15 protein-coding genes are annotated in these 18249 nt (G+C 73.0%); 7 read left to right on the forward strand and 8 right to left on the reverse strand.

Annotated elements, in window-relative coordinates; translation table 11 throughout:
- Positions 1–68: 68 nt before the first annotated feature.
- The 3 genes from ccrA to AC0680_RS00585 all read right to left on the reverse strand — a co-directional run bounded on the left by ccrA (position 69) and on the right by AC0680_RS00585 (position 5254).
- Entirely contained in the window at positions 69–1406 is a 1338-nt protein-coding gene (gene ccrA / locus AC0680_RS00575; protein WP_478623567.1) for a crotonyl-CoA carboxylase/reductase, read from the reverse strand.
- 1087 nt (positions 1407–2493) lie between these two features.
- Entirely contained in the window at positions 2494–3297 is an 804-nt protein-coding gene (locus tag AC0680_RS00580) for a TetR family transcriptional regulator (protein ID WP_478623569.1), read from the reverse strand.
- A gap of 136 nt (positions 3298–3433) precedes the next feature.
- Positions 3434–5254: a 3-hydroxyacyl-CoA dehydrogenase family protein gene (locus AC0680_RS00585; protein WP_478623571.1), complete on the reverse strand. Its 1821-nt coding sequence runs from the start codon at positions 5252–5254 to the stop codon at positions 3434–3436.
- 394 nt (positions 5255–5648) lie between these two features.
- On the opposite strand from AC0680_RS00585, the gene AC0680_RS00590 reads away from it, so the two are divergent.
- Entirely contained in the window at positions 5649–6344 is a 696-nt protein-coding gene (locus AC0680_RS00590) for a HEAT repeat domain-containing protein (protein WP_478623573.1), read from the forward strand.
- On the opposite strand, the gene AC0680_RS00595 is transcribed toward AC0680_RS00590, so the two are convergent.
- Positions 6311–6850 (reverse strand): N-acetyltransferase family protein, encoded by a 540-nt coding sequence (locus tag AC0680_RS00595; protein WP_478623575.1) that lies wholly within the window; start codon positions 6848–6850, stop codon positions 6311–6313. The genes AC0680_RS00590 and AC0680_RS00595 overlap by 34 nt on opposite strands.
- A 194-nt stretch (positions 6851–7044) precedes the next feature.
- Here AC0680_RS00595 and AC0680_RS00600 point away from each other — a divergent pair, with 194 nt between their 5' ends.
- Complete coding sequence (locus tag AC0680_RS00600; RefSeq protein ID WP_478623577.1) at positions 7045–7836, forward strand: SDR family NAD(P)-dependent oxidoreductase; 792 nt, start codon at positions 7045–7047, stop codon at positions 7834–7836.
- Between the two features lie 87 nt (positions 7837–7923).
- Entirely contained in the window at positions 7924–8283 is a 360-nt protein-coding gene (locus AC0680_RS00605) for a MerR family transcriptional regulator (protein ID WP_478623579.1), read from the forward strand.
- Between the two features lie 55 nt (positions 8284–8338).
- On the opposite strand, the gene AC0680_RS00610 is transcribed toward AC0680_RS00605, so the two are convergent.
- Positions 8339–9376: an Rv2578c family radical SAM protein gene (locus AC0680_RS00610; protein WP_478623580.1), complete on the reverse strand. Its 1038-nt coding sequence runs from the start codon at positions 9374–9376 to the stop codon at positions 8339–8341.
- Between the two features lie 158 nt (positions 9377–9534).
- On the opposite strand from AC0680_RS00610, the gene AC0680_RS00615 reads away from it, so the two are divergent.
- Positions 9535–9978: an SRPBCC family protein gene (locus AC0680_RS00615; protein ID WP_478623582.1), complete on the forward strand. Its 444-nt coding sequence runs from the start codon at positions 9535–9537 to the stop codon at positions 9976–9978.
- A gap of 305 nt (positions 9979–10283) precedes the next feature.
- Positions 10284–12743 carry an MFS transporter gene (locus AC0680_RS00620; protein WP_478623584.1) on the forward strand — a complete coding sequence of 820 codons (2460 nt, stop codon included), beginning with the start codon at positions 10284–10286 and terminating at the stop codon, positions 12741–12743.
- Between the two features lie 60 nt (positions 12744–12803).
- Here AC0680_RS00620 and AC0680_RS00625 read toward each other — a convergent pair whose 3' ends face one another.
- The 3 genes from AC0680_RS00625 to AC0680_RS00635 all read right to left on the reverse strand — a co-directional run bounded on the left by AC0680_RS00625 (position 12804) and on the right by AC0680_RS00635 (position 15665).
- Positions 12804–13679 (reverse strand): class I SAM-dependent methyltransferase, encoded by an 876-nt coding sequence (locus AC0680_RS00625; RefSeq protein WP_478623586.1) that lies wholly within the window; start codon positions 13677–13679, stop codon positions 12804–12806.
- A 95-nt stretch (positions 13680–13774) separates the two neighbouring features.
- Positions 13775–14650 (reverse strand): serine hydrolase, encoded by an 876-nt coding sequence (locus AC0680_RS00630; protein WP_478623587.1) that lies wholly within the window; start codon positions 14648–14650, stop codon positions 13775–13777.
- A 136-nt stretch (positions 14651–14786) separates the two neighbouring features.
- On the reverse strand, positions 14787–15665 hold the full coding sequence (locus AC0680_RS00635; protein WP_478623588.1) for a helix-turn-helix domain-containing protein: 879 nt from the start codon (positions 15663–15665) through the stop codon (positions 14787–14789).
- Between the two features lie 358 nt (positions 15666–16023).
- Between AC0680_RS00635 and AC0680_RS00640 the strand changes: the two genes are divergently transcribed.
- Together AC0680_RS00640 and AC0680_RS00645 are read left to right on the forward strand one after the other, a co-directional pair.
- A complete protein-coding gene (locus AC0680_RS00640) occupies positions 16024–16857 on the forward strand; it encodes a M55 family metallopeptidase (RefSeq protein ID WP_478623590.1) in 834 nt (277 codons plus the stop codon).
- Positions 16850–18214, forward strand: coding sequence for a M20/M25/M40 family metallo-hydrolase (locus tag AC0680_RS00645; RefSeq protein WP_478623592.1), 1365 nt, complete (start codon positions 16850–16852; stop codon positions 18212–18214). The genes AC0680_RS00640 and AC0680_RS00645 overlap by 8 nt, the downstream gene beginning before the upstream one ends.
- Positions 18215–18249: the final 35 nt, after the last annotated feature.

Consider the following 18249-nt stretch of genomic DNA (forward strand, 5'->3'; position numbering starts at 1 on the left):
AATCTTCGAGGTTCGAAACGTCCGAGGTGTCTCAGGCGTTCCGGCCGGTGTCTGTGGGTCCGCGCCGCTTACGCGTCGCGGAACCGGTTGATGGCGTCCAGGTGCTTGGCGCGCATCTCCTCGTCGCGCACACCCATACCCTCTTCGGGCGCCAGTGCCAGCACGCCGACCTTGCCCTGGTGCAGATTGCGGTGCACGTCGTACGCCGCCTGACCGGTCTCCTCGAGGGTGTAGGTCTTGGAGAGGGTCGGGTGGATCTTGCCCTTGGCGATCAGCCGGTTGGCCTCCCACGCCTCGCGGTAGTTCGCGAAGTGCGAGCCGACGATCCGCTTCAGCGACATCCACAGGTAGCGGTTGTCGTACTCGTGCATGTAGCCCGAGGTCGAGGCGCAGGTGGTGATGGTGCCGCCCTTGCGGGTGACATAGACGCTCGCGCCGAAGGTTTCCCGGCCGGGGTGCTCGAAGACGATGTCGATGTCCTCGCCGCCGGTGAGCTCGCGGATGCGCTTGCCGAAGCGCTTCCACTCCTTCGGGTCCTGGGTGCGCTCGTCCTTCCAGAACTTGTAGCCCTCGGCGCTGCGGTCGATGATCGCCTCGGCGCCCATCTTCCGGCAGATCTCCGCCTTCTGCTCACTGGAGACGACACAGATCGGGTTGGCGCCGCCGGCCAGCGCGAACTGGGTGGCGTAGCTGCCCAGCCCGCCGCTCGCGCCCCAGATCAGGACGTTGTCGCCCTGCTTCATCCCGGCACCGTTGCGGGACACCAGCTGGCGGTAGGCGGTCGAGTTGACCAGGCCGGGCGCCGCCGCCTCCTCCCAGCTCAGGTGCTGGGGCTTGGGCATCAGCTGGTTGGACTTGACCAGGGCGATCTCGGCCAGACCGCCGAAGTTGGTCTCGAAGCCCCAGATGCGCTGCTCGGGGTCGAGCATGGTGTCGTTGTGGCCGTCGGAGGACTCCAGCTCGACGGACAGGCAGTGCGCCACGACCTCGTCGCCGGGGTTCCAGGCGTTGACGCCGGGCCCGGTGCGCAGCACGACACCGGCCAGGTCGGAGCCGATGACGTGGTACGGCAGGTCGTGCCGCTTGGCGAGCGGGGAGAGGCGGCCGTAGCGCTCCAGGAACCCGAACGTCGACAGCGGCTCGAAGATCGAGGTCCACACCGAGTTGTAGTTCACGGAGGAGGCCATCACGGCCACCAGCGCCTCGCCGGGGCCGAGCTCGGGCACCGGCACGTCGTCGACGTGCAGCGACTTGCGGGGGTCCTTCTCCTTGGTGGTGAGGCCGTCGAACATCTCGACCTCGTCCTTGCGCACGGTCACCGCGCGGTAGGACTCGGGGATGGGCAGCGCGGCGAAGTCGGCGCTGGTGGTGTCAGGCGCGAGGATTGCGTCCAGGATTTCGTTCACGGGGTGCCTCCGGCGGTTGGGGCCTCCCCTCGCTCGAGCGCAGCCGAGAGCTTGGGGAACCGTTGAGGGAACGGCTTGAGGGAACGTCGGGGGTGGAGCGGAGGTGGTGCCGTCGGTTCGGCCGGGGGTGGCGCCGTCTCCGTCGTCTCCGCGGGGGCGCGGAGTCGTCGGACGCGGTGCCTGGCAGCGCTGGTGTGCGCGGGTCCAGCCGCAGCTGGGTTTTCGCCTGTGACGCAGGCGTCCGGGCGGACAGCCACGTAGGGCTGGTGGGACAGCCGGCGCGCGTGGGTTCGCTACGCGCCGGCCGCCCGGACACCCTCAACGTATGACACCGCGTGCCAGTCGACAAGACACTGAGTGCCAGGAATTTCTCTCAGATGTCATCCGGGCGGCACGCATGAGCAACGGATGGCCCGATCGGAGGCGTATTGGACACACAGGGAAATCATGCATGCACCCGGCGTCAACGCTGCGGTGGTTAGGCCATTCGGGTTATGGCCCGGTCGGCGCCGGCGCCGGCACCTTGGCCGCTCGCGGACCCCCGCCCGCCCTCGATCTCCGCCTCGGACGGCAGCGCCGGCGCCTCGGTCGTCGCTCGTACGTCGTTCGACCTGCGCACCGCCGCCAGGCCGCCGTGCACGGCCCGCCCGTAGTGGTCGCCGCGGCCGCGTGGTCGCCGTGCTCCGCCGCCTGCTCGCCGAGGTCGTCGTCCAGCTCCGGCGAGCGCACCCCGGCCCGGACGCGGACTCGGCGTCGATGCTGGTGCCGGGGCGCAGCGCCCGGCGGCGCGGTATGCGCCCGTCCGGGTCGTCCAGCCCCTGTACGAAGCCTCGAACGCCTGCCGTACCGGGGCGAGTTCGGCGAGCCGCTCGCCGGGCGGACGTAACGCGGCAGGACCCGTTGCGTGTTGTCGTCACCGCTGCGCAGCCGACCCGTCACTACGTCGAGCGTCAGCGGCAAGTCGCCGCAGAGCGCGACGGCTTGGTCCAGGTGCGCCGGGCGGGGGCCGGCTCGGCCCGCCCCGCTCGCGTCCGCCACGTCCCCGTGGACAGCACGAGCGAGCCGGGTCCGTCAGGCCGTCACGAGATCACTTCCGGTCCTTGATCGCCTTGCGGATCGTGCGCATGACCTCGTCCAGCGGCGCGTCCGTGCGGGCCACCGCTACCAGGACCTCGCCCTCCCGCGAGACGGACGCCGGCGGCTGCTCCCCGGTGGTGGTGCGGCCGGCGCCGATGCCGGCGCCGAAGGTCTCGCGGACGATCTCGAAGGCGTGGTCCAGCTGCGCCTCGACGTCGCCCTCCGCGCCGGCCCGCAGCCAGCGGCGCAGTACGTGGTTGTGCGCGGTCACCACGGCGGACGCGGCGACCTCGGCCAGCAGCGGGTCGTCGTCGCCCTCGCGGTGGGCGCCCTCGTCGAAGTGCCCCAGGAGATAACGGGTGAACAGCCGCTCGTAGCGGGCCACCGAGGCGATCTCGGCCTCCCGGAGGGTGGGTACCTCGCGGGTCAGACGGTAACGGGCGACCGACACGGCCGGGGAGGCCGCGTACATCCGCATGACCTCCTTGATGCCGCGGCAGACCGTGTCGAGGGGGTTCTCGTGCGGCGGGGCGGCGTCCAGGACGGCCTCGGCCCGTACGAGGGTGTCGTCGTGGTCGGGGAAGATCGCCTCTTCCTTCGAACGGAAGTGGCGGAAGAAGGTGCGCCGGGCGACGCCCGCGGCCGCCGCGATCTCGTCGACCGTGGTCGCCTCGTAGCCCTTGGTCGCGAACAGCTCCATGGCCGCCGCCGACAGTTCGCGGCGCATTTTGAGCCGTTGCGCGGCCGCCCGGCGGGTGCCGGGAGTGCTGGTCTCGGGGGTCTCGGAGGGCTGCGTGCGAGCGGGCTGGGACATGTGGGGACGGTACTGCATATTTACGCGACCTGCGGCATGAGGTGCCGCCTCCGCCCTTGTGAGCGGGGGTGGACCGCCGTCGGGCTCCAGCAGTCCACCCCAGCCTCCCCCTCCCGGGCGGGGGCGCCGCCACGCGTCAGCGCCGGGCGTACTCACGGAAGCCGCGGCCGGTCTTGCGGCCGAGGCAGCCCGCGGCGACGAGGTGCTCCAGCAGCGGGGCCGGGGCGAGCCCCGGGTCGCGGAACTCGGCGTGCAGCACCTTCTCGATGGCCAGGGACACGTCCAGACCAACCACGTCGAGGAGTTCGAACGGGCCCATCGGATAGCCGCCGCCGAGCTTCATGGCGGCGTCGATGTCGTCCAGGGACGCGTAGTGCTCCTCGACCATCTTGATCGCGTTGTTCAGGTACGGGAACAGCAGCGCGTTCACGATGAAGCCGGCCCGGTCCCCGCAGTCCACCGGGTGCTTGCGGACCTTGGCGCACACCGCCCGCACCGTGGCGTGCACGTCGTCGGCGGTCAGGACCGTACGGACGATCTCGACCAGCTTCATGGCCGGTGCCGGGTTGAAGAAGTGCATCCCGATGACGTCCTGCGGGCGCGAGGTGGCGCGGGCGCAGGCGACGACGGGCAGCGAGGAGGTCGTGGTGGCCAGGACGGCGCCCGGCTTTACGACCTTGTCCAGCGCCTTGAACAGCTCCTGCTTGACCGCCAGGTCCTCGGCCACCGCCTCGACCGCCAGGTCCACGTCGGCGAACGCGTCGAGCGAGCCGGCCGGGGTGATCGCCGACAGCGCGGCGTCCCGGGCCTCGGCGGTCAGCCGGCCCTTCTCCACCGAGCGGCCCAGCGACTTGGCGATCCTGGCCTTGGCCTTCTCGGCCTTCTCCAGGCTGCGGGCGGCCAGCACGACGGAGTAGCCGGCCTTGGCGAAGACCTCGGCGATGCCGCTGGCCATCGTCCCGGAGCCGGCGACGCCGACACTGGAGACCGCCCGCCCGGCGGCGTCCCCGCCGGCCGCTGCCGGGCTCTCGGCATCCGGAACCACCGTGGGGCTGCCCGGAGCCTCGTACGTGTAGAAGCCCCGCCCCGCCTTGCGGCCGGTCAGCCCCGCCTCGGCCAGCTGGCCCAGGATCGGCGCGGGGGCGTGCAGGCGGTCGTGGGACTCGGCGTACATCGCCTCCAGGACCGTACGGGCGGTGTCCACGCCGATCAGGTCGAGCAGCGCGAGCGGGCCCATGGGCAGACCGCAGCCGAGCCGCATCGCGGCGTCGATGTCCTCGCGGGTCGCGTACTTCGACTCGTACATCGCCGCGGCCTGGTTCAGATAGCCGAAGAGCAGCCCGTCGGCGACGAAACCGGGCCGGTCGCCGACCGAGATCGGGTCCTTGCCCAGGTCGCGGGCGAGCTGGGTGACGGCCGCGACGGCGGTCGGCGCGGTGAGCACCGAGGAGACCACCTCGACCAGCTTCATGGCCGGTGCGGGGTTGAAGAAGTGCACGCCGAGCACCCGCTCGGGGCGCTGCGAGTCGGCGGCCAGCCGTGTCACGGACAGCGCGTTGGTGCCGGTGGCCAGGATGGCGTCCGGACGCACCACGGCGTCCAGTCCGGCGAAGACCTGCCGCTTGAGCTCGTAGTCCTCGGGCACCACCTCGATGACGAGGTCGGCGTCCGCGGCCGCCTGCAGGTCGGTGAAGGTGCGGAAGCGGGCCAGGATGTCCTGGCGCTCGCGCTCGGTGATCCGCTCGCGCTGCACCGCGCGGGCGGTGGCGGCTTCGAGCGTGGCGACGGCGTGCCGGGCCGCGCCCTCGTCGGTGTCGATGCCGACGACCTCGCGGCCGGCCCGGGTCAGCACCTCGGCGATACCGGTGCCCATGGTGCCCAGACCGACGACGGCCACGGTGGAAAGGGACGGTGGGGAGGCTTCAGTTGAGAGATCTGGGGTGGACTGAGGGCCCATCGCGAGACTCCTGAGGGTGTTCCCCTGAGGGCAGGGGAGAAAGTGACGACTGAGGGGTGTCCGCGCGGACGCGAGGCGTAGCGAAACGCAGCGGCGGGAAATACGGCGGTGGGCCGAGAGAGCCGCAGCGCTGCTGGCAGCGCCGGCGGTGGCGGAGGTGCGGCGGGCCCTGTCCCGGGGCCGTGCCGTCGCTCCGTACTGGTGTCGTGCTGTGCGGTGCCGAACCGACTTCACTCTGTGGCGGCTGCGTCACCAGGCCGCCTGAGCAGTGGTGCTGCTCGTTCCAGCAGGTTAACCGGTGGGTAACCGGAGCGCCAGGGGTAGTGCGGGTCATTAGGCTGTGGTGCAGGCCACGTCGCAGGGACCGGGGCGGCCCGGCGGGAGGGAGCGACAAATGGAAGAGGAATTCCACGAGTTGACGGACCGGGTGCGGGCCGAACTCCGCTCCCCGCAGGATCTGGTCGCCTACGAACGGTTACTGGGGCTGGCCCGCAAGAACACCCCCGCCGGGCGGGAGGAACTGGCCCGGATGCTGGTCGCCGTCGAACGCCCTCTGTGGGCCCGGGAGATCGCCGCCTTCATTCTCGGCTGCGCCGGGGACAAGCGCGCCTTCGAGACGCTCGTACTGCTGCTGAACTACCGCGACCCGGTGCGCTGCGCCACCGCCGCGCACGCCCTGAGCCGGCTCGGCGACCCGCGCACCGCCCGCGCCGCGGCCGCGCTCGCCACCAACCCGCTGCGCACCGCCTACGCCCTGCACCCGGTCCGGCTGCTCGCCGAGCTCCGCGCGCCGCAGTCCGTACCGGCACTGATCGCGACCCTGGAGCGGCTGCTGACCCCGCACACCCCCTATTGGCGGGTGGCGCTCGCCTGCGTCGAGGGCCTGGGTGCGCTGGGTGACCGGCGCGCCGTCCCCGCGCTGGCCGCCGCCGTCGCCCACCCCCGGCTCGCGGCGGCCGCGGCGGCGTCGCTGGCGCGTCTGGGGGTCCATGAGGTGCCCGGGCAGGACGGGCCCGAGGCGAAGGGGGGCGGCGGCCGGGACGGGGCCGACGACGCTCAGCGCGGGCCGGGCTCCAGCGGGCGCCAGTAGCGCACCTCGGGGACGCTGCTGCCCGCCACCTCGAACGCCTCCTGCGCCCCGTCCGGCACGAAACCGGCCCGCTCGTAGAAGCGCCGGGCGCGGGTGTTGTCGCGCAGCACCCACAGGTACAGCGCGCGGAATCCGCCCGCCCGTGCGCGTGCCGTACCGGCCGCCATCAGGGCGCGCCCGACACCGGTGCCGATCAGCCCGGGCGCCACGTACAGGGCCAGCAGCTCGCCCGCGGCCGGGCGGGCCGCGGCCGACTCATCGGCGCCCGGGGCGACATCGGGGTCGCGGCAGGGCCCGACGCACGCCCAGCCGACGACCTCGCCGTCCCGCTCGGCCACCAGGTCCGAGACCGCCGGCGATCGACGCGCGAACCACGAGCGCCGCTGCGCGGCATCCGCCGCCGCGCTCATCGCGTCCAGATACGCCTGCGGCATCAGCCCCCGGTACGCGGCCTGCCAGCCGCGGACACGCACGGCGGAGACCGCGTCGATGTCGGCCTCGGTCATCTCCCGTATCCGAACCCGGTGCGGTCGCCCCGCACCGGACCCGCCGGGCGGTCCGTCCAGTTCCCCGTTCATGGACCCGTTCATGACGCAAAAGCCTAGGAGGCCGGTCAAAGGGGTTTTCGGGCCGAGGAAAGCGCGTCCCGGAGGGTGTCCGCTTGACCTTGCCCCAGGCGTCAAGGTTCGAGACTCCCGGCATGGAACACCTCACGCACACCGGGCCGACCGTGCCCGGAACGGACCGCAGGGTCGTGATCATCACCGGGGCCGGCACGGGAATCGGGCGCGCGACCGCCCGTGCCTTCGCGGCGGAGGGGGCGCGCGTGCTGGCGGTGGGGCGCCGGACCGAGCCGCTGGCGGAGACGGCGGCGGAGGAGGGGAGCGCGGGCGGCGAGATCGTCCCGTACGCCGCGGACATCACCGCGGACGGCGCGCCCGAGGCCCTCGTGCGCCACGCCGTCGGCACCTACGGCCGACTCGACGTCCTGGTCAACAACGCGGCGGTGGTGGGCGGCGGGGCGCTCGGCACCTACACCAAGGAGGGCATGGCGCCGCAGCTGGCGACGAACCTCGTGGCGCCCGTGCTGCTGACCCAGGAAGCGGTGCCCCACCTGGAACGGACCGGCGGTGTCGTGGTCAACATCAGCACCTCGGTCGGCCAGCGGGGGTGGCCGGGCAACTCGGTCTACGCGGCGACCAAGACCGGGCTCGAACTCCTCACCCGCAGCTGGGCGGTGGAGCTCGCGCCGCGGGGCGTACGGGTCGTCGCGGTCGCCCCCGGCGCGATCGACACCCCGATCGCCCTGCACCAGGGCTGGTCGCCGGAGCAGCGGACGGCCATCCGCAAGTGGCAGATCGAGCACACCCCCATGGGGCGGATCGGCCGTCCCGAGGAGGTTGCCTGGGCGGTCACCCGGCTCGCCGCGCCGTCCGCGTCGTTCGTGACCGGGGTGGTCCTCCCGGTCGACGGGGGAGCGGTGGTGGGCTGATCCGGGAACCAGCGTCCGGCGCCAGGAGTTCACTCGGCAGGCAGGAGGGGCCGGCCGCTGTCGGCGGTCGTGGACGGGAGGGGACCGGTGCGGATCGGCGAGCTGGCGGCGCTCACGGGGGCGTCGACGCGTGCGCTGCGCAACTACGAGCGCGAGGGGCTGATCGCCTCGGAGCGGGCGGCCAACGGCTATCGGGTCTACGACGAGCGCGCGGCCGTACGGGTGCGCAACATACGGCATCTCCTGGAGGCCGGACTGACCCTCGCCGACGTCCGGTGCTTCGGCCCTTGCCTGGACGGGGACATGGCCGCCGCCCCGCCGTCCCCCGAGGGCCTGCGCATCGCCCGTGAGCGGCTCGCCGCCATCGACGAGCGGATAGCCGCCCAGCTGGCGGCGCGCGACCGCCTGGCGCGGGCCCTGGAGGCGGTCCCGGCCACTTCGGCGTAGGCGTCCGGCCGGCGCGGAGCGGGGCGCACCGCGCCCTTGTGGAGGGCGCCGGGGCTCACAGCAGCGTCAACTGGACGGGTTCGGCAGGGGCGTCGGGGGTGTGCTCGCCGGGTGCGGGAGCGGGGGGCGGTGGCGTGATCCGGCGGTGCTCGCCGGGGCGGGCGGGCCCGATCCCGTACTCGGCGGCGAGTTCATGGACCTGGCGGGTGATCCGGCGCTGGTACCACTTCGGGGCGTAGGCGCCGTCCGCGTACATCGTCTCGTAGCGCCGTACGAGCCGCGGATGGTGGTGCCCCAGCCAGGCCATGAACCATTCGCGGGCGCCGGGCCGCAGATGGAGGACGAGCGGGGTGACGGACCCGGCGCCGGCCTCCGCGACGGCCCGGACCGTGGCGCGCAGCTGCTCCGGCGCGTCCCCGAGGAAGGGGATGACCGGTGCCATCAGCACACCGCACGGGATCCCGTGCGAGGTGAGCGTGCGCACCACGTCCAGCCGGCGCTCCGGGGCGGGCGTGCCGGGCTCGACCGTGCGCCACAGCTCGCGGTCCAGGAAGCCGACGGAGACGGAGATGCCGACGTCGGTGACCTCGGCGGCCTGCCGCAGCAGCGGCAGATCGCGCAGGATCAGCGTGCCCTTGGTGAGGATCGAGAAGGGGTTGGCGTGGTCGCGCAGCGCCGCGATGATGCCGGGCATCAGGCCGTAGCGGCCCTCCGCGCGCTGATAGCAGTCGACGTTCGTGCCCATGGCTATGTGGTCACCGCGCCAGCGTCGCCCGGCCAGCTCGCGGCGCAGGAGGTCGGGAGCGTTGACCTTCACCACGATCTGCGAGTCGAAGCCGAGCCCGGTGTCGAGGTCGAGGTAGCTGTGCGTCTTGCGCGCGAAGCAGTAGACGCAGGCGTGGCTGCAGCCGCGGTAGGGGTTCACGGTCCATTCGAACGGCATCCGGGAGGCGCCCGGGACGCGGTTGACGATCGAGCGGGCGCGCACCTCGTGGAAGGTGATGCCGCGGAACTCGGGGGTGTCGATCGTGCGGCTGACGACGTCCGTGCCGAACAGGGCGGATCGGCTTTCGCCCAGATTGTCCCAGCGCATCGGGCCTCCTTCTGCGTGCTGCCGAGCCCCCCGGTCGCAATAATAGAACAAGTGTTCCCTTGTGGTCCGGCGGCCCGGATTTTGGGCGTGCCCCCCAGTGGTGGTTGGCTTGGCGGCGCATCGCAGGACCGGCAGCCGACTACTGGAGGAAGACACACATGGGTCAGGTCGAGGCCACCACGCAGCGCGAGATCGCGGCGGACCCGGAGGACGTGTTCGACGCGCTCGCCGACTACACCGGCACGCGCCAGCAGCTGCTGCCCGAGCACTTCAGCGAGTACGAGGTCCGCGAGGGCGGCGACGGCAAGGGCACCCTCGTCCACTGGAAGCTCCAGGCCACGAGCAAGCGGGTGCGCGACTGCCTGCTGGAGGTCGACGAGCCGACCGACGGCCAGCTCGTCGAGAAGGACCGCAACTCCTCCATGGTCACGACCTGGGTCGTCACTCCGGCCGGCGAGAAGCGGGCCAGGGTCGTGGTCACCACCACCTGGCAGGGCGCCGGCGGTATCGGCGGCTTCTTCGAGCGGACCTTCGCACCCAAGGGGCTCGGCCGGATCTACGACGCCATCCTCGCCAATCTTGCTTCCCGTATGGAGAAGTGACCCCCCGGTGCGGAAGGGCGGCCGCACGCGGAGACGACGGTGAAGAGGAGTGATCCGTCGTCACTTCCGTCACCCTGAGTGTGTGTCGTCACGCTCACCGGTTCGGGTGGTTTCCGGTGGGCCCAAGTGTCCGGCCCACCGGCTCGCTTCCGTCCGGAAAGCCCTGATGGGGGCCCAATAGGCCTCCGGGGAAAGGCACTTGACGTCCGTTCCCGCCCCGCACGCACCCTTTCGCCGCGCTTGAACGCTGTTGTCGCCCAATGCGAGAAATTGGGCGGCAGCAGGCGTGACGAGGGGAGCAGCACGTGGGCGGGACCACCCTGAGCGAGCGGACCGACGCGCCCGCTCCCGGCGCGGCGCCGGTGCCGCTCGGCCCCCGCCGCGTCCGCACGGTCGTCGCCGGCCTGCTGGTGACCCTGCTGCTCGCCGCCCTCGCCCAGACCGCGGTCGCCACCGCGCTCCCGAAGATCGTCGGTGAGCTGCCCGGCCCGGGCCGGATGTCCTGGGCGGTGACCTCCTACCTCCTGGCGTCGGCGGTCGCCCTGCCCCTCCACGGCAGACTCGGCGACCTGTTCGGCCGCAAGCCCGTCCTGCTCTTCGCGATCGTCGTCTTCACGGCCGGCTCGGCGCTGGCCGGCTGGTCGCGCACCATGGACGAACTGATCGTCTTCCGGGCCGTGCAGGGCCTCGGCGGCGGTGGGCTCATGATCGGCGCCCAGGCGATCACCGCCGACGTCGTACCGGCACCGGCCCGCGGCCGCGCCATGGGCCTGATCGGCGCCACCTTCGGCCTCGCCGCCGCGGCCGGGCCGCTGGTCGGCGGCCTCTGCGCCGACCACGCCTCCTGGCGCTGGTGCTTCTACCTCAACGTCCCCCTCGGCGTGCCGGCCCTCCTGGTCCTCGCCTTCGCCCTCAGGCTGCCCCGGCCCGCCGGCCGCCGCCGGCCCGACGTCGCCGGCGCGCTGCTGCTCGCCGCGTTCTCCACCTGCCTCGTCCTGCTGGCCAGTTGGGGCGGCACCGAGTACGCCTGGAACTCGCGGACCGTCCTCGGCCTCGGCGCCGGCGCGCTCGGCACCGCCCTGCTGTTCCTCGCCGTCGAGTACTTCGCCGCCGAACCGCTGATCCCGCTGCGGCTGTTGCGCGACTCGGTCTTCCACGTCACCGGTCTGATCGGCGCCGTCGTCGGCCTCGCGCTCTTCGGCGCCGCCGACTGTCTGCCGACCTTCCTCCGGGCGGCCGGCGGAGCCTCGGCCACCGAGTCCGGGCTGCTGATGCTGCCGGTGACGGGCGGCATCGTGCTCGCCACGGCCGTCTCCGCCCGGCTCATCGGCCGCACCGGCCACTACAAGGCCTTCCCCGTCCTGGGCTGCGCGGTGGCCGCGGCGGCGATGTGGCCGCTGTCGCGGTTGCGGCCGGACACCCCACGCGAGGTGTACGGCCTGTGGACGGGCCTCCTCGGCCTCGGCATCGGCCTGGTCGTGCCGATCCTGGTGCTCGCCGTACGCACCTCCGTACGCGGCCGCGACCGCGCCACCGCGACCAGCGCCGACCACTGCTTCCGGCAGATCGGCGGCAGCGTCGGCGCGGCCCTCTTCGGCACGCTCCTCGCCGACCGGCTCCTGCGCCGGCTCGGCGACCGGCTGCCGGGGTCGGCCCCGCTGCCCGACCCGGAGTCGATCACCCCGTACCTCGTGCGGGCGCTGCCGGCCTCGCTGCGCGACGGCCAGGTGGCCGCCTACGCGCACGCCGTGCCGGGGATCTTCTTCTACCTCGTGCCGGTGCTCGTCCTGGGCCTTGTGCTCGCCTTCTTCCTGAAAGAGAAACCGCTGGTGTCCCACGCCTCTCCTGCCCCGCAGGCCTCCCCGACCCCGCACGCCCCGTACGGCGAACCGGCCGCCCCCGCCGCCGTACCCCCGGCCCGCCCCGCCGCCGACGCGGCGGCCGTCGGCTCGTCCGGCCGCACGTCCGCGTACGCCCGGCCTCGCTCCCAGCCCGCCACGGGGCATCCGGGCGTTCCCGTGTGCGGCACCGTCCAGCACCACGACGGCTCCATCGTGCCGCGCGCCGCGCTCACCCTCATCGACGTCGACGGACGGCAGATCGGCCGCGGCGCCACCGGCGAGGACGGGCGGTACGCCCTGAGCACACCGGGCGCCGGTTCGTATGTGCTGGTCGCGGCCGCCGGCGGGCACCAGCCGCAGGCCGTCAGCGTCACCGTCGGCGAGCGGCCGGTCGAGCTGGACGTGGTCCTCGGCGGCGCCGGGCGCCTGGCCGGTGCCGTCACCACCGCCGACGGCACGCCCGTGCGCGACGCCATGGTCACCCTCACCGACGTCCGCGGCGAGGTGGTCGCGACCACCCGCTCCGGGCGTGAAGGAGGCTATGTCATGGGGGAGTTGGTGGCCGGGGAGTACACCCTCGCCGCCAGCGCCCCGGCGTTCCGGCCGACCGCGCTGCCGGTCACCGTCCAGGCGTCGCGCGAGACCCGCCAGGACGTCGAACTCGCCGGTGGCGCGGTGCTGCGCGGCACCGTACGGGCCGGTGGCGGCCGCCCCGTCGAGGACGCCCGGGTGACCCTCCTGGACACCGCCGGCAATGTCGTCGACACCGCGACCACCGGTGCCGACGGGCTGTTCCGCTTCGTGGACCTGTCGGCCGGCGAGTACACCGTGATCGCCGCAGGGTACCCACCGGTGGCCACCGTCCTGCAGATGGCCGGCGGCGGTCGGACCGAACGCGACCTGCAGTTGGGGCACGAGGACTGAAGCGCCCGCCCCGGGGCGGCGGCCGGCGGGCCCGCCGCCCCACCGGGACGTCGCCCGCGGTCAGCGCGGAGCGTCCGGAGCGGCGCGCCGAGCGGGTTGCGGCAGCCGGTGCGGGGCGGCGTCGGCACGGAAGCTCAGCCGGGTGACCAGGGGCCGGTCGCCGCGGAGCAGGGGCAGGGACGCGAGGCGGGGCGCGAGGTAGCCGAGGAGGCCGCGACCCGCGGGGAGCGGGACGTCGACCACGTCGCCGACGGCGGGGTGGGCACCGCGGAGCCGGTCCCGTTCGTGCGCGTCCATGCCCCAGGGCATCGGGGGCAGGCGGTGGCCGCCCGGCCCCTTCGCGCCGGCGCGGGTGCGGGCGGAGAAGCGCCGGGAGACGGAGTCGAACACCAGCGTGCCGCCGGGGAACGCCTCGGCGCAGGCGGCGATCAGCTGGGTCACCTGCGCGGGCCGCAGGTACATCAGCAGCCCCTGAGCGGTCACCAGGACCCCGCGCGCGGCGTCGACGCCCGTCGTCCACCGGCTGTCGCGGACGTCGCAGGCGACGAGCCGCTGCCGCGCGCCGTGGGGCAGGACGCGCCCGCGCAGCTCCAGCGGGTCGCTCAGGTCGACGGTGACCCATCGGGCGCGGCCGTTGTCCACCCGCCAGAACTGGGTCTCCAGGCCCTCGCCCAGCGCGATCACGGTGCCGTCCGGGTGGGTGGCGAGGAACGCCCGCACCACCTGGTCGAAGGCGAGGGCGCGCAGGGCGACGGCCTGCGCCACCCAGGGGCGGGCGGCGCCCAGCCGCTCCCGGAAGGGGAAGTCCAGCTCGGCGACGAGCCGTACGGCGCGGGGGTCGGGCAGCACGGTGTCGGGGCGGGCGGCCTCGGTGGCCCGGTGATAGAGGGTCCACAACGCCGTTTCGGGAACTCCCGTGAGGTCTGCCTTGATCATGCGGCGTTGATATCGCCGGTCGCGCCGCCCGTGGTGGACATCGGGGCGCCGGTCACCCTGGGGAGTGCAAAGTCGTATCGCAGGGACCCGAGCGGTCAGCGAGACAGGTCGCGGTGGATGACGCGGGCGGCGCTCTCCACGGCGTCCACACCGTCGTCCATGGTGCGGTTTCCGGTGGACAGCACCGCCATGCCGTAGTCGTGGGCGCCGCCGGTGAAGGTGCCGACGCTGTTCACCCGCCAGCCGTCGGTCTTGCGCGGCAGCCAGCCGTTCTTGACGTGGACGGTCGCCGTGGCCGGCGCGCCGGCGGGCGCCCCCCAGCGCTGGTCGGGGACGACGCGCCCCATCAGGGCGAGCGCGTAGCCGCGGGAGGTCCGGGTGAGCACCGGGTTGTCCGTCGTCAGCAGCTGCATGAGGGTGAGCTGGTCGGCGGCGGTGATCTGGGTCAGGCCCCAGGCCCCGCCCGTGCCGGGGACGGTGTGCCGCATCCCGGCCAGGGTCAGGAAGTGCTGGACGCCGGCGGGGCGGACCTGACGCCACAGCGCGTCGGTCGAGGCGTTGTCCGACTTGGTGATCATGTCGGTGGTCAGCCGTACCTCGCGCGGGGTGAGGCGGCGGTGCGCCTCCTCGGCCTGCCGCAGCAGCGCCCCGAGCACGGTGACCTTCACCACGCTCGCCGAGTCGAAGTGCGCACCGGCCTTGAAGTCGCAGCGGGTCCTGGTGCGCCGGTCGTAGACGGCCAGCGCCGAAGCGCCCTCGTGGCTGTCGAGGGTGGCGGCTATGTCATGGGACAGGGCGGGGGCCAGGCCCGGCTTCTGCGAGGTGCACACGACCTTGGCGCCGTCCACCGGCGTGCTGGCGGTGCCGGCCGCGGCCGGGGTCGCCGTGGTGAGCACCGTGAGCAGCGACCCGGCAGCCACGACCGCGGCCAGCCCGCGGCGCGCGCAGGTCGATATGCGTGATCTGTGCATGGGGCTGGACGATACGGGGCGGCTGCGCGGCGCCTCCGAACACTTGGGGTGGATTGTCCGAGTTTGACGGTATGGGGTGGCGTGTGAGATTCGCCAAACCGGACACGGGGGAGTGCGGAGTCCTCGGCGGGCCGCTCTAGGGGCGCGGCAGCGGCCGCCGGGTCCCGATCGCGGCTCGTCGGCGGGTCGCGGCCGCGCGGCGGCGGTGGGCGGCCCCCAGCAGCCGGCGGCTGCGGAGCGCCATCTCGATCTCGAAGCGGGCCAGCGGGTCGCGGAGCCGGGCGCCGAAGAGCTTCTCCAGTTGGCGCATCCGGTAGCGCACGGTCTGCGGATGGATGCCGAGCGCCTTGGCGATCTCCGGGGCGCCCATCCCGCCGAGCCATGCCAGCAGGGTGGCTTCCAGGCGCTCGCACCGCTCCGGGGACAGGCCCGCCAGCGGGCGCAGGCGGCGCGCGACGAGCGTGCGGGCCAGTGATTCGTCCTGCAGCAGGACGAGGGAGGAGAGGTGGTCGTCGACGAACATCACCCCGGCGTCGGGGCCGTCGTGCGCGGACGCCAGAGTCAGCAGGCGGGCCGCGGACCGTACGGAGGCGGCGGCGTCGTGCGCCGGCACCGCATGGCCGACCGCGGCGGCGCGGTGCCGCAGCACGCCCTTGAGCCGGGCGCGGCCGCCGCTGTCGTCGGCGAGCGCGCCGGGGATCAGCAGACCCGGTGCCTCGCCGGGCGCGCTGACGAGGCAGTCGCCCAGTGCGGACGCCACGAGGTGGATGTCGGTACCGGTCCCGAGCATGACCGCTCGTACGGTCTCGGGCAGCGGGCGGCCGTTGCGCAGTACCTCCTCGATCAGCCGGGTGACCTGCGTGCGGGTGTCGTGTTCCAGGCAATCCCGGAAGCGCGGATTGCGGTCGCAAAGTGATTGCGCGATCAGGTCGGTGAGGATCGCGAGCTGATCGGTGTCGTCGGCCCGCGTGTCGCCGGGCTGCGCTAACCAGACGCCGTTGAGTGCATTGCTCATCGTTCTGCCTCTGTCTCATCATGTGGGAGGCCGGTCCGGGCTGTTCTATCTCACCCGGCAAGTGCCGACGGCAGCTGACAGATGTCCGTCGGAACTCAGTCCGAATTCTGGCGGAAGACGTTCCGCTTTGCGACAGAAACTGTGTAGGTCGCGGCGCCGCGCGAGCGTTCCGGTGCGTCGGTGCCGTCCGGACGGCGCCTTTGCGGCCAACTGGACGGTCCTGGAAGGTGCTGGACGGGGCGTCACACCGAAGGCCCTGGTTAGGGTGGGGAATCCGTTCGCCGCCTCGAAACTGTTGTTGACGAGTGATGTCGGGAACCGTGCGTACCGCCGCCTAGCCGCGATAGGACTGGTGAATGTGAAGATCCTCATCTCCGCCGACATGGAGGGCGCCACCGGTGTCACCTGGCCCGCCGACGTGCTGCCCGGCACCCCGCAGTGGGAGCGCTGCCGCCGGATGTTCACGTCCGACGTGAACGCGGCGATCGCCGGATTCTTCGACGGCGGCGCCGACGAGGTGCTGGTCAACGAGGCGCACTGGTCGATGCGCAATCTGCTGCTGGAACAGCTCGACGAGCGCGCGCAGATGCTCACCGGCAAGCACAAGTCGCTCAGCATGGTCGAGGGCGTACAGCACGGCGATGTCGACGGCATCGCCTTCGTCGGCTACCACACCGCGGCCGGCACCGAAGGCGTCCTCGCGCACACCTACCTCGCCAACACGCTCACCGGTGTCTGGGTCGACGGCACCCGGGCGAGCGAGGGCTATCTGAACTCCCTGGTGGTCGCCGAGTACGGCGTGCCGGTGGTGCTGGTCACCGGCGACGACCGCACCTGCCAGGACGCGTTGGGCTACGCCCCGCAGGCGCCCGGTGTGGCGGTCAAGGACTATGTGTCGCGCTATGCGGCGGTCTGCCGACCACCGGCCCGTACGGCGGCCGACATCCGGGCCGGGGCGCGCAAGGGGGCGTCGCTCGCGGTGCGCCACGAACCCGTCCGGCGCGGACCGCACCGCTTCGAGCTGGAGTTCGACGCCGAGCATCTGGTGGTGGTCGCGACCTGTGTGCCCGGCGTGGAGCGCAGCGGGGAACGCCGCGTCGCGTATACCAGTCAGAACATGTACGAAGCCATCCGGTGCTTCAAGACGGTCACCACCGTCGTGTCGTCGGCCGTGGAGGAAGCGTATGGCTGAGGTGGACCTCATGACGAACCCCGCGGCCCAGCCCGCCCCGGGCGTCGACCAGCGGGCGCTGGACGAGGTGGTGCGCTTCACCTCGGAACTGATCCGGATCGACACCAGCAACGCGGGCGACGGCGCCTGCCGGGAGCGGCCGGCCGCCGAGTACGTCGCCGAGCACCTGGCCGCCGCCGGACTGGAGCCGACGCTGCTGGAGCGCACCAAGGGCCGGACCAACGTCGTCGCCCGCATCGAGGGCACCGACCCCGCGGCCGACGCCCTGCTGGTCCACGGCCACCTGGACGTGGTGCCCGCCGAGCCCTCCGACTGGAGCGTGCACCCCTTCTCGGGGGAGGTCCGCGACGGCGTGGTCTGGGGGCGGGGCGCGGTCGACATGAAGAACATGGACGCGATGGTGCTCTCCGTCGTACGGCACTGGGCACGCACCGGCGTGCGGCCGCGGCGCGACATCGTGCTGGCCTTCACCGCCGACGAGGAGGCCAGCGCCGACGACGGATCGGGCTTCCTGGCCGACCGGCACGCCGGTCTCTTCGCGGGCTGCACCGAAGGCGTCAGCGAGTCCGGTGCGTTCACCTTCCACGCCGGCGGCGGGATGCAGCTGTACCCGATCGCGGCCGGGGAGCGCGGTACGGCCTGGCTGAAGCTGACCGCCCAGGGCCGGGCGGGGCACGGCTCGAAGGTCAACCCCGACAACGCCGTCACCCGGATCGCCGCCGCGGTGGCCCGGATCGGCGCGCACTCCTGGCCGGTCCGGCTGACCCCGACCGTCCGCGCCGCGCTGCGTGAACTCGCCGCGCTGCGCGCCGTCGACGTCGACGTCGAGGCGCCCGACTTCGACGTCGACGCGCTGCTGGGCGCGCTCGGCCCGTGCGCCAAACTCGTCGAGCCGACGGTACGCAACAGCGCCAACCCCACGATGCTGACGGCCGGTTACAAGGTCAATGTGATCCCCGGGTCCGCCGTCGCCTACGTGGACGGCCGGGTCGTCCCCGGTGGTGAGGCGGAGTTCCGTACGACCATGGACGAGCTGACCGGGCCCGACGTGAGCTGGGAGTACCACCACGGCGAGGTCGCCCTGCAGGCCCCGGTCGACTCCCCGACCTATGCCGCGATGCGTGCCGCGATCGAGCGCTTCGACCCGGACGGCCATGTCGTCCCGTACTGCATGTCCGGCGGTACGGACGCCAAGCAGTTCTCGCGGCTGGGCATCACCGGCTACGGCTTCTCACCGCTGAAGCTGCCCGAGGGATTCGACTACCAGGCGCTCTTCCACGGCGTGGACGAGCGGGTACCGGTCGAGGGACTGCACTTCGGAGTCCGGGTGCTGGACCACTTCCTGCGCCTGGCCTGACCGGACGGGACCTGCCCGACCGGCGCACGAGAGGA

The organism is Streptomyces sp. NPDC043738, from assembly GCF_056436545.1.

Excerpts from the sequence above, each read along its gene's own strand:
- AC0680_RS00610 (WP_478623580.1), bottom strand. The coding sequence starts at position 9,376 with ATGCGCTGGGACAATCTGGGCGAAAGCCGATCCGCCCTGTTCGGCACG.
- AC0680_RS00630 (WP_478623587.1), bottom strand. The coding sequence starts at position 14,650 with ATGCACAGATCACGCATATCGACCTGCGCGCGCCGCGGGCTGGCCGCG.
- AC0680_RS00645 (WP_478623592.1), top strand. The coding sequence starts at position 16,850 with ATGGCTGAGGTGGACCTCATGACGAACCCCGCGGCCCAGCCCGCCCCG.
- AC0680_RS00635 (WP_478623588.1), bottom strand. The coding sequence starts at position 15,665 with ATGAGCAATGCACTCAACGGCGTCTGGTTAGCGCAGCCCGGCGACACG.
- AC0680_RS00585 (WP_478623571.1), bottom strand. The coding sequence starts at position 5,254 with ATGGGCCCTCAGTCCACCCCAGATCTCTCAACTGAAGCCTCCCCACCG.
- AC0680_RS00590 (WP_478623573.1), top strand. The coding sequence starts at position 5,649 with ATGGAAGAGGAATTCCACGAGTTGACGGACCGGGTGCGGGCCGAACTC.
- AC0680_RS00615 (WP_478623582.1), top strand. The coding sequence starts at position 9,535 with ATGGGTCAGGTCGAGGCCACCACGCAGCGCGAGATCGCGGCGGACCCG.
- AC0680_RS00595 (WP_478623575.1), bottom strand. The coding sequence starts at position 6,850 with ATGACCGAGGCCGACATCGACGCGGTCTCCGCCGTGCGTGTCCGCGGC.
- AC0680_RS00580 (WP_478623569.1), bottom strand. The coding sequence starts at position 3,297 with ATGTCCCAGCCCGCTCGCACGCAGCCCTCCGAGACCCCCGAGACCAGC.
- AC0680_RS00625 (WP_478623586.1), bottom strand. The coding sequence starts at position 13,679 with ATGATCAAGGCAGACCTCACGGGAGTTCCCGAAACGGCGTTGTGGACC.
- AC0680_RS00600 (WP_478623577.1), top strand. The coding sequence starts at position 7,045 with ATGGAACACCTCACGCACACCGGGCCGACCGTGCCCGGAACGGACCGC.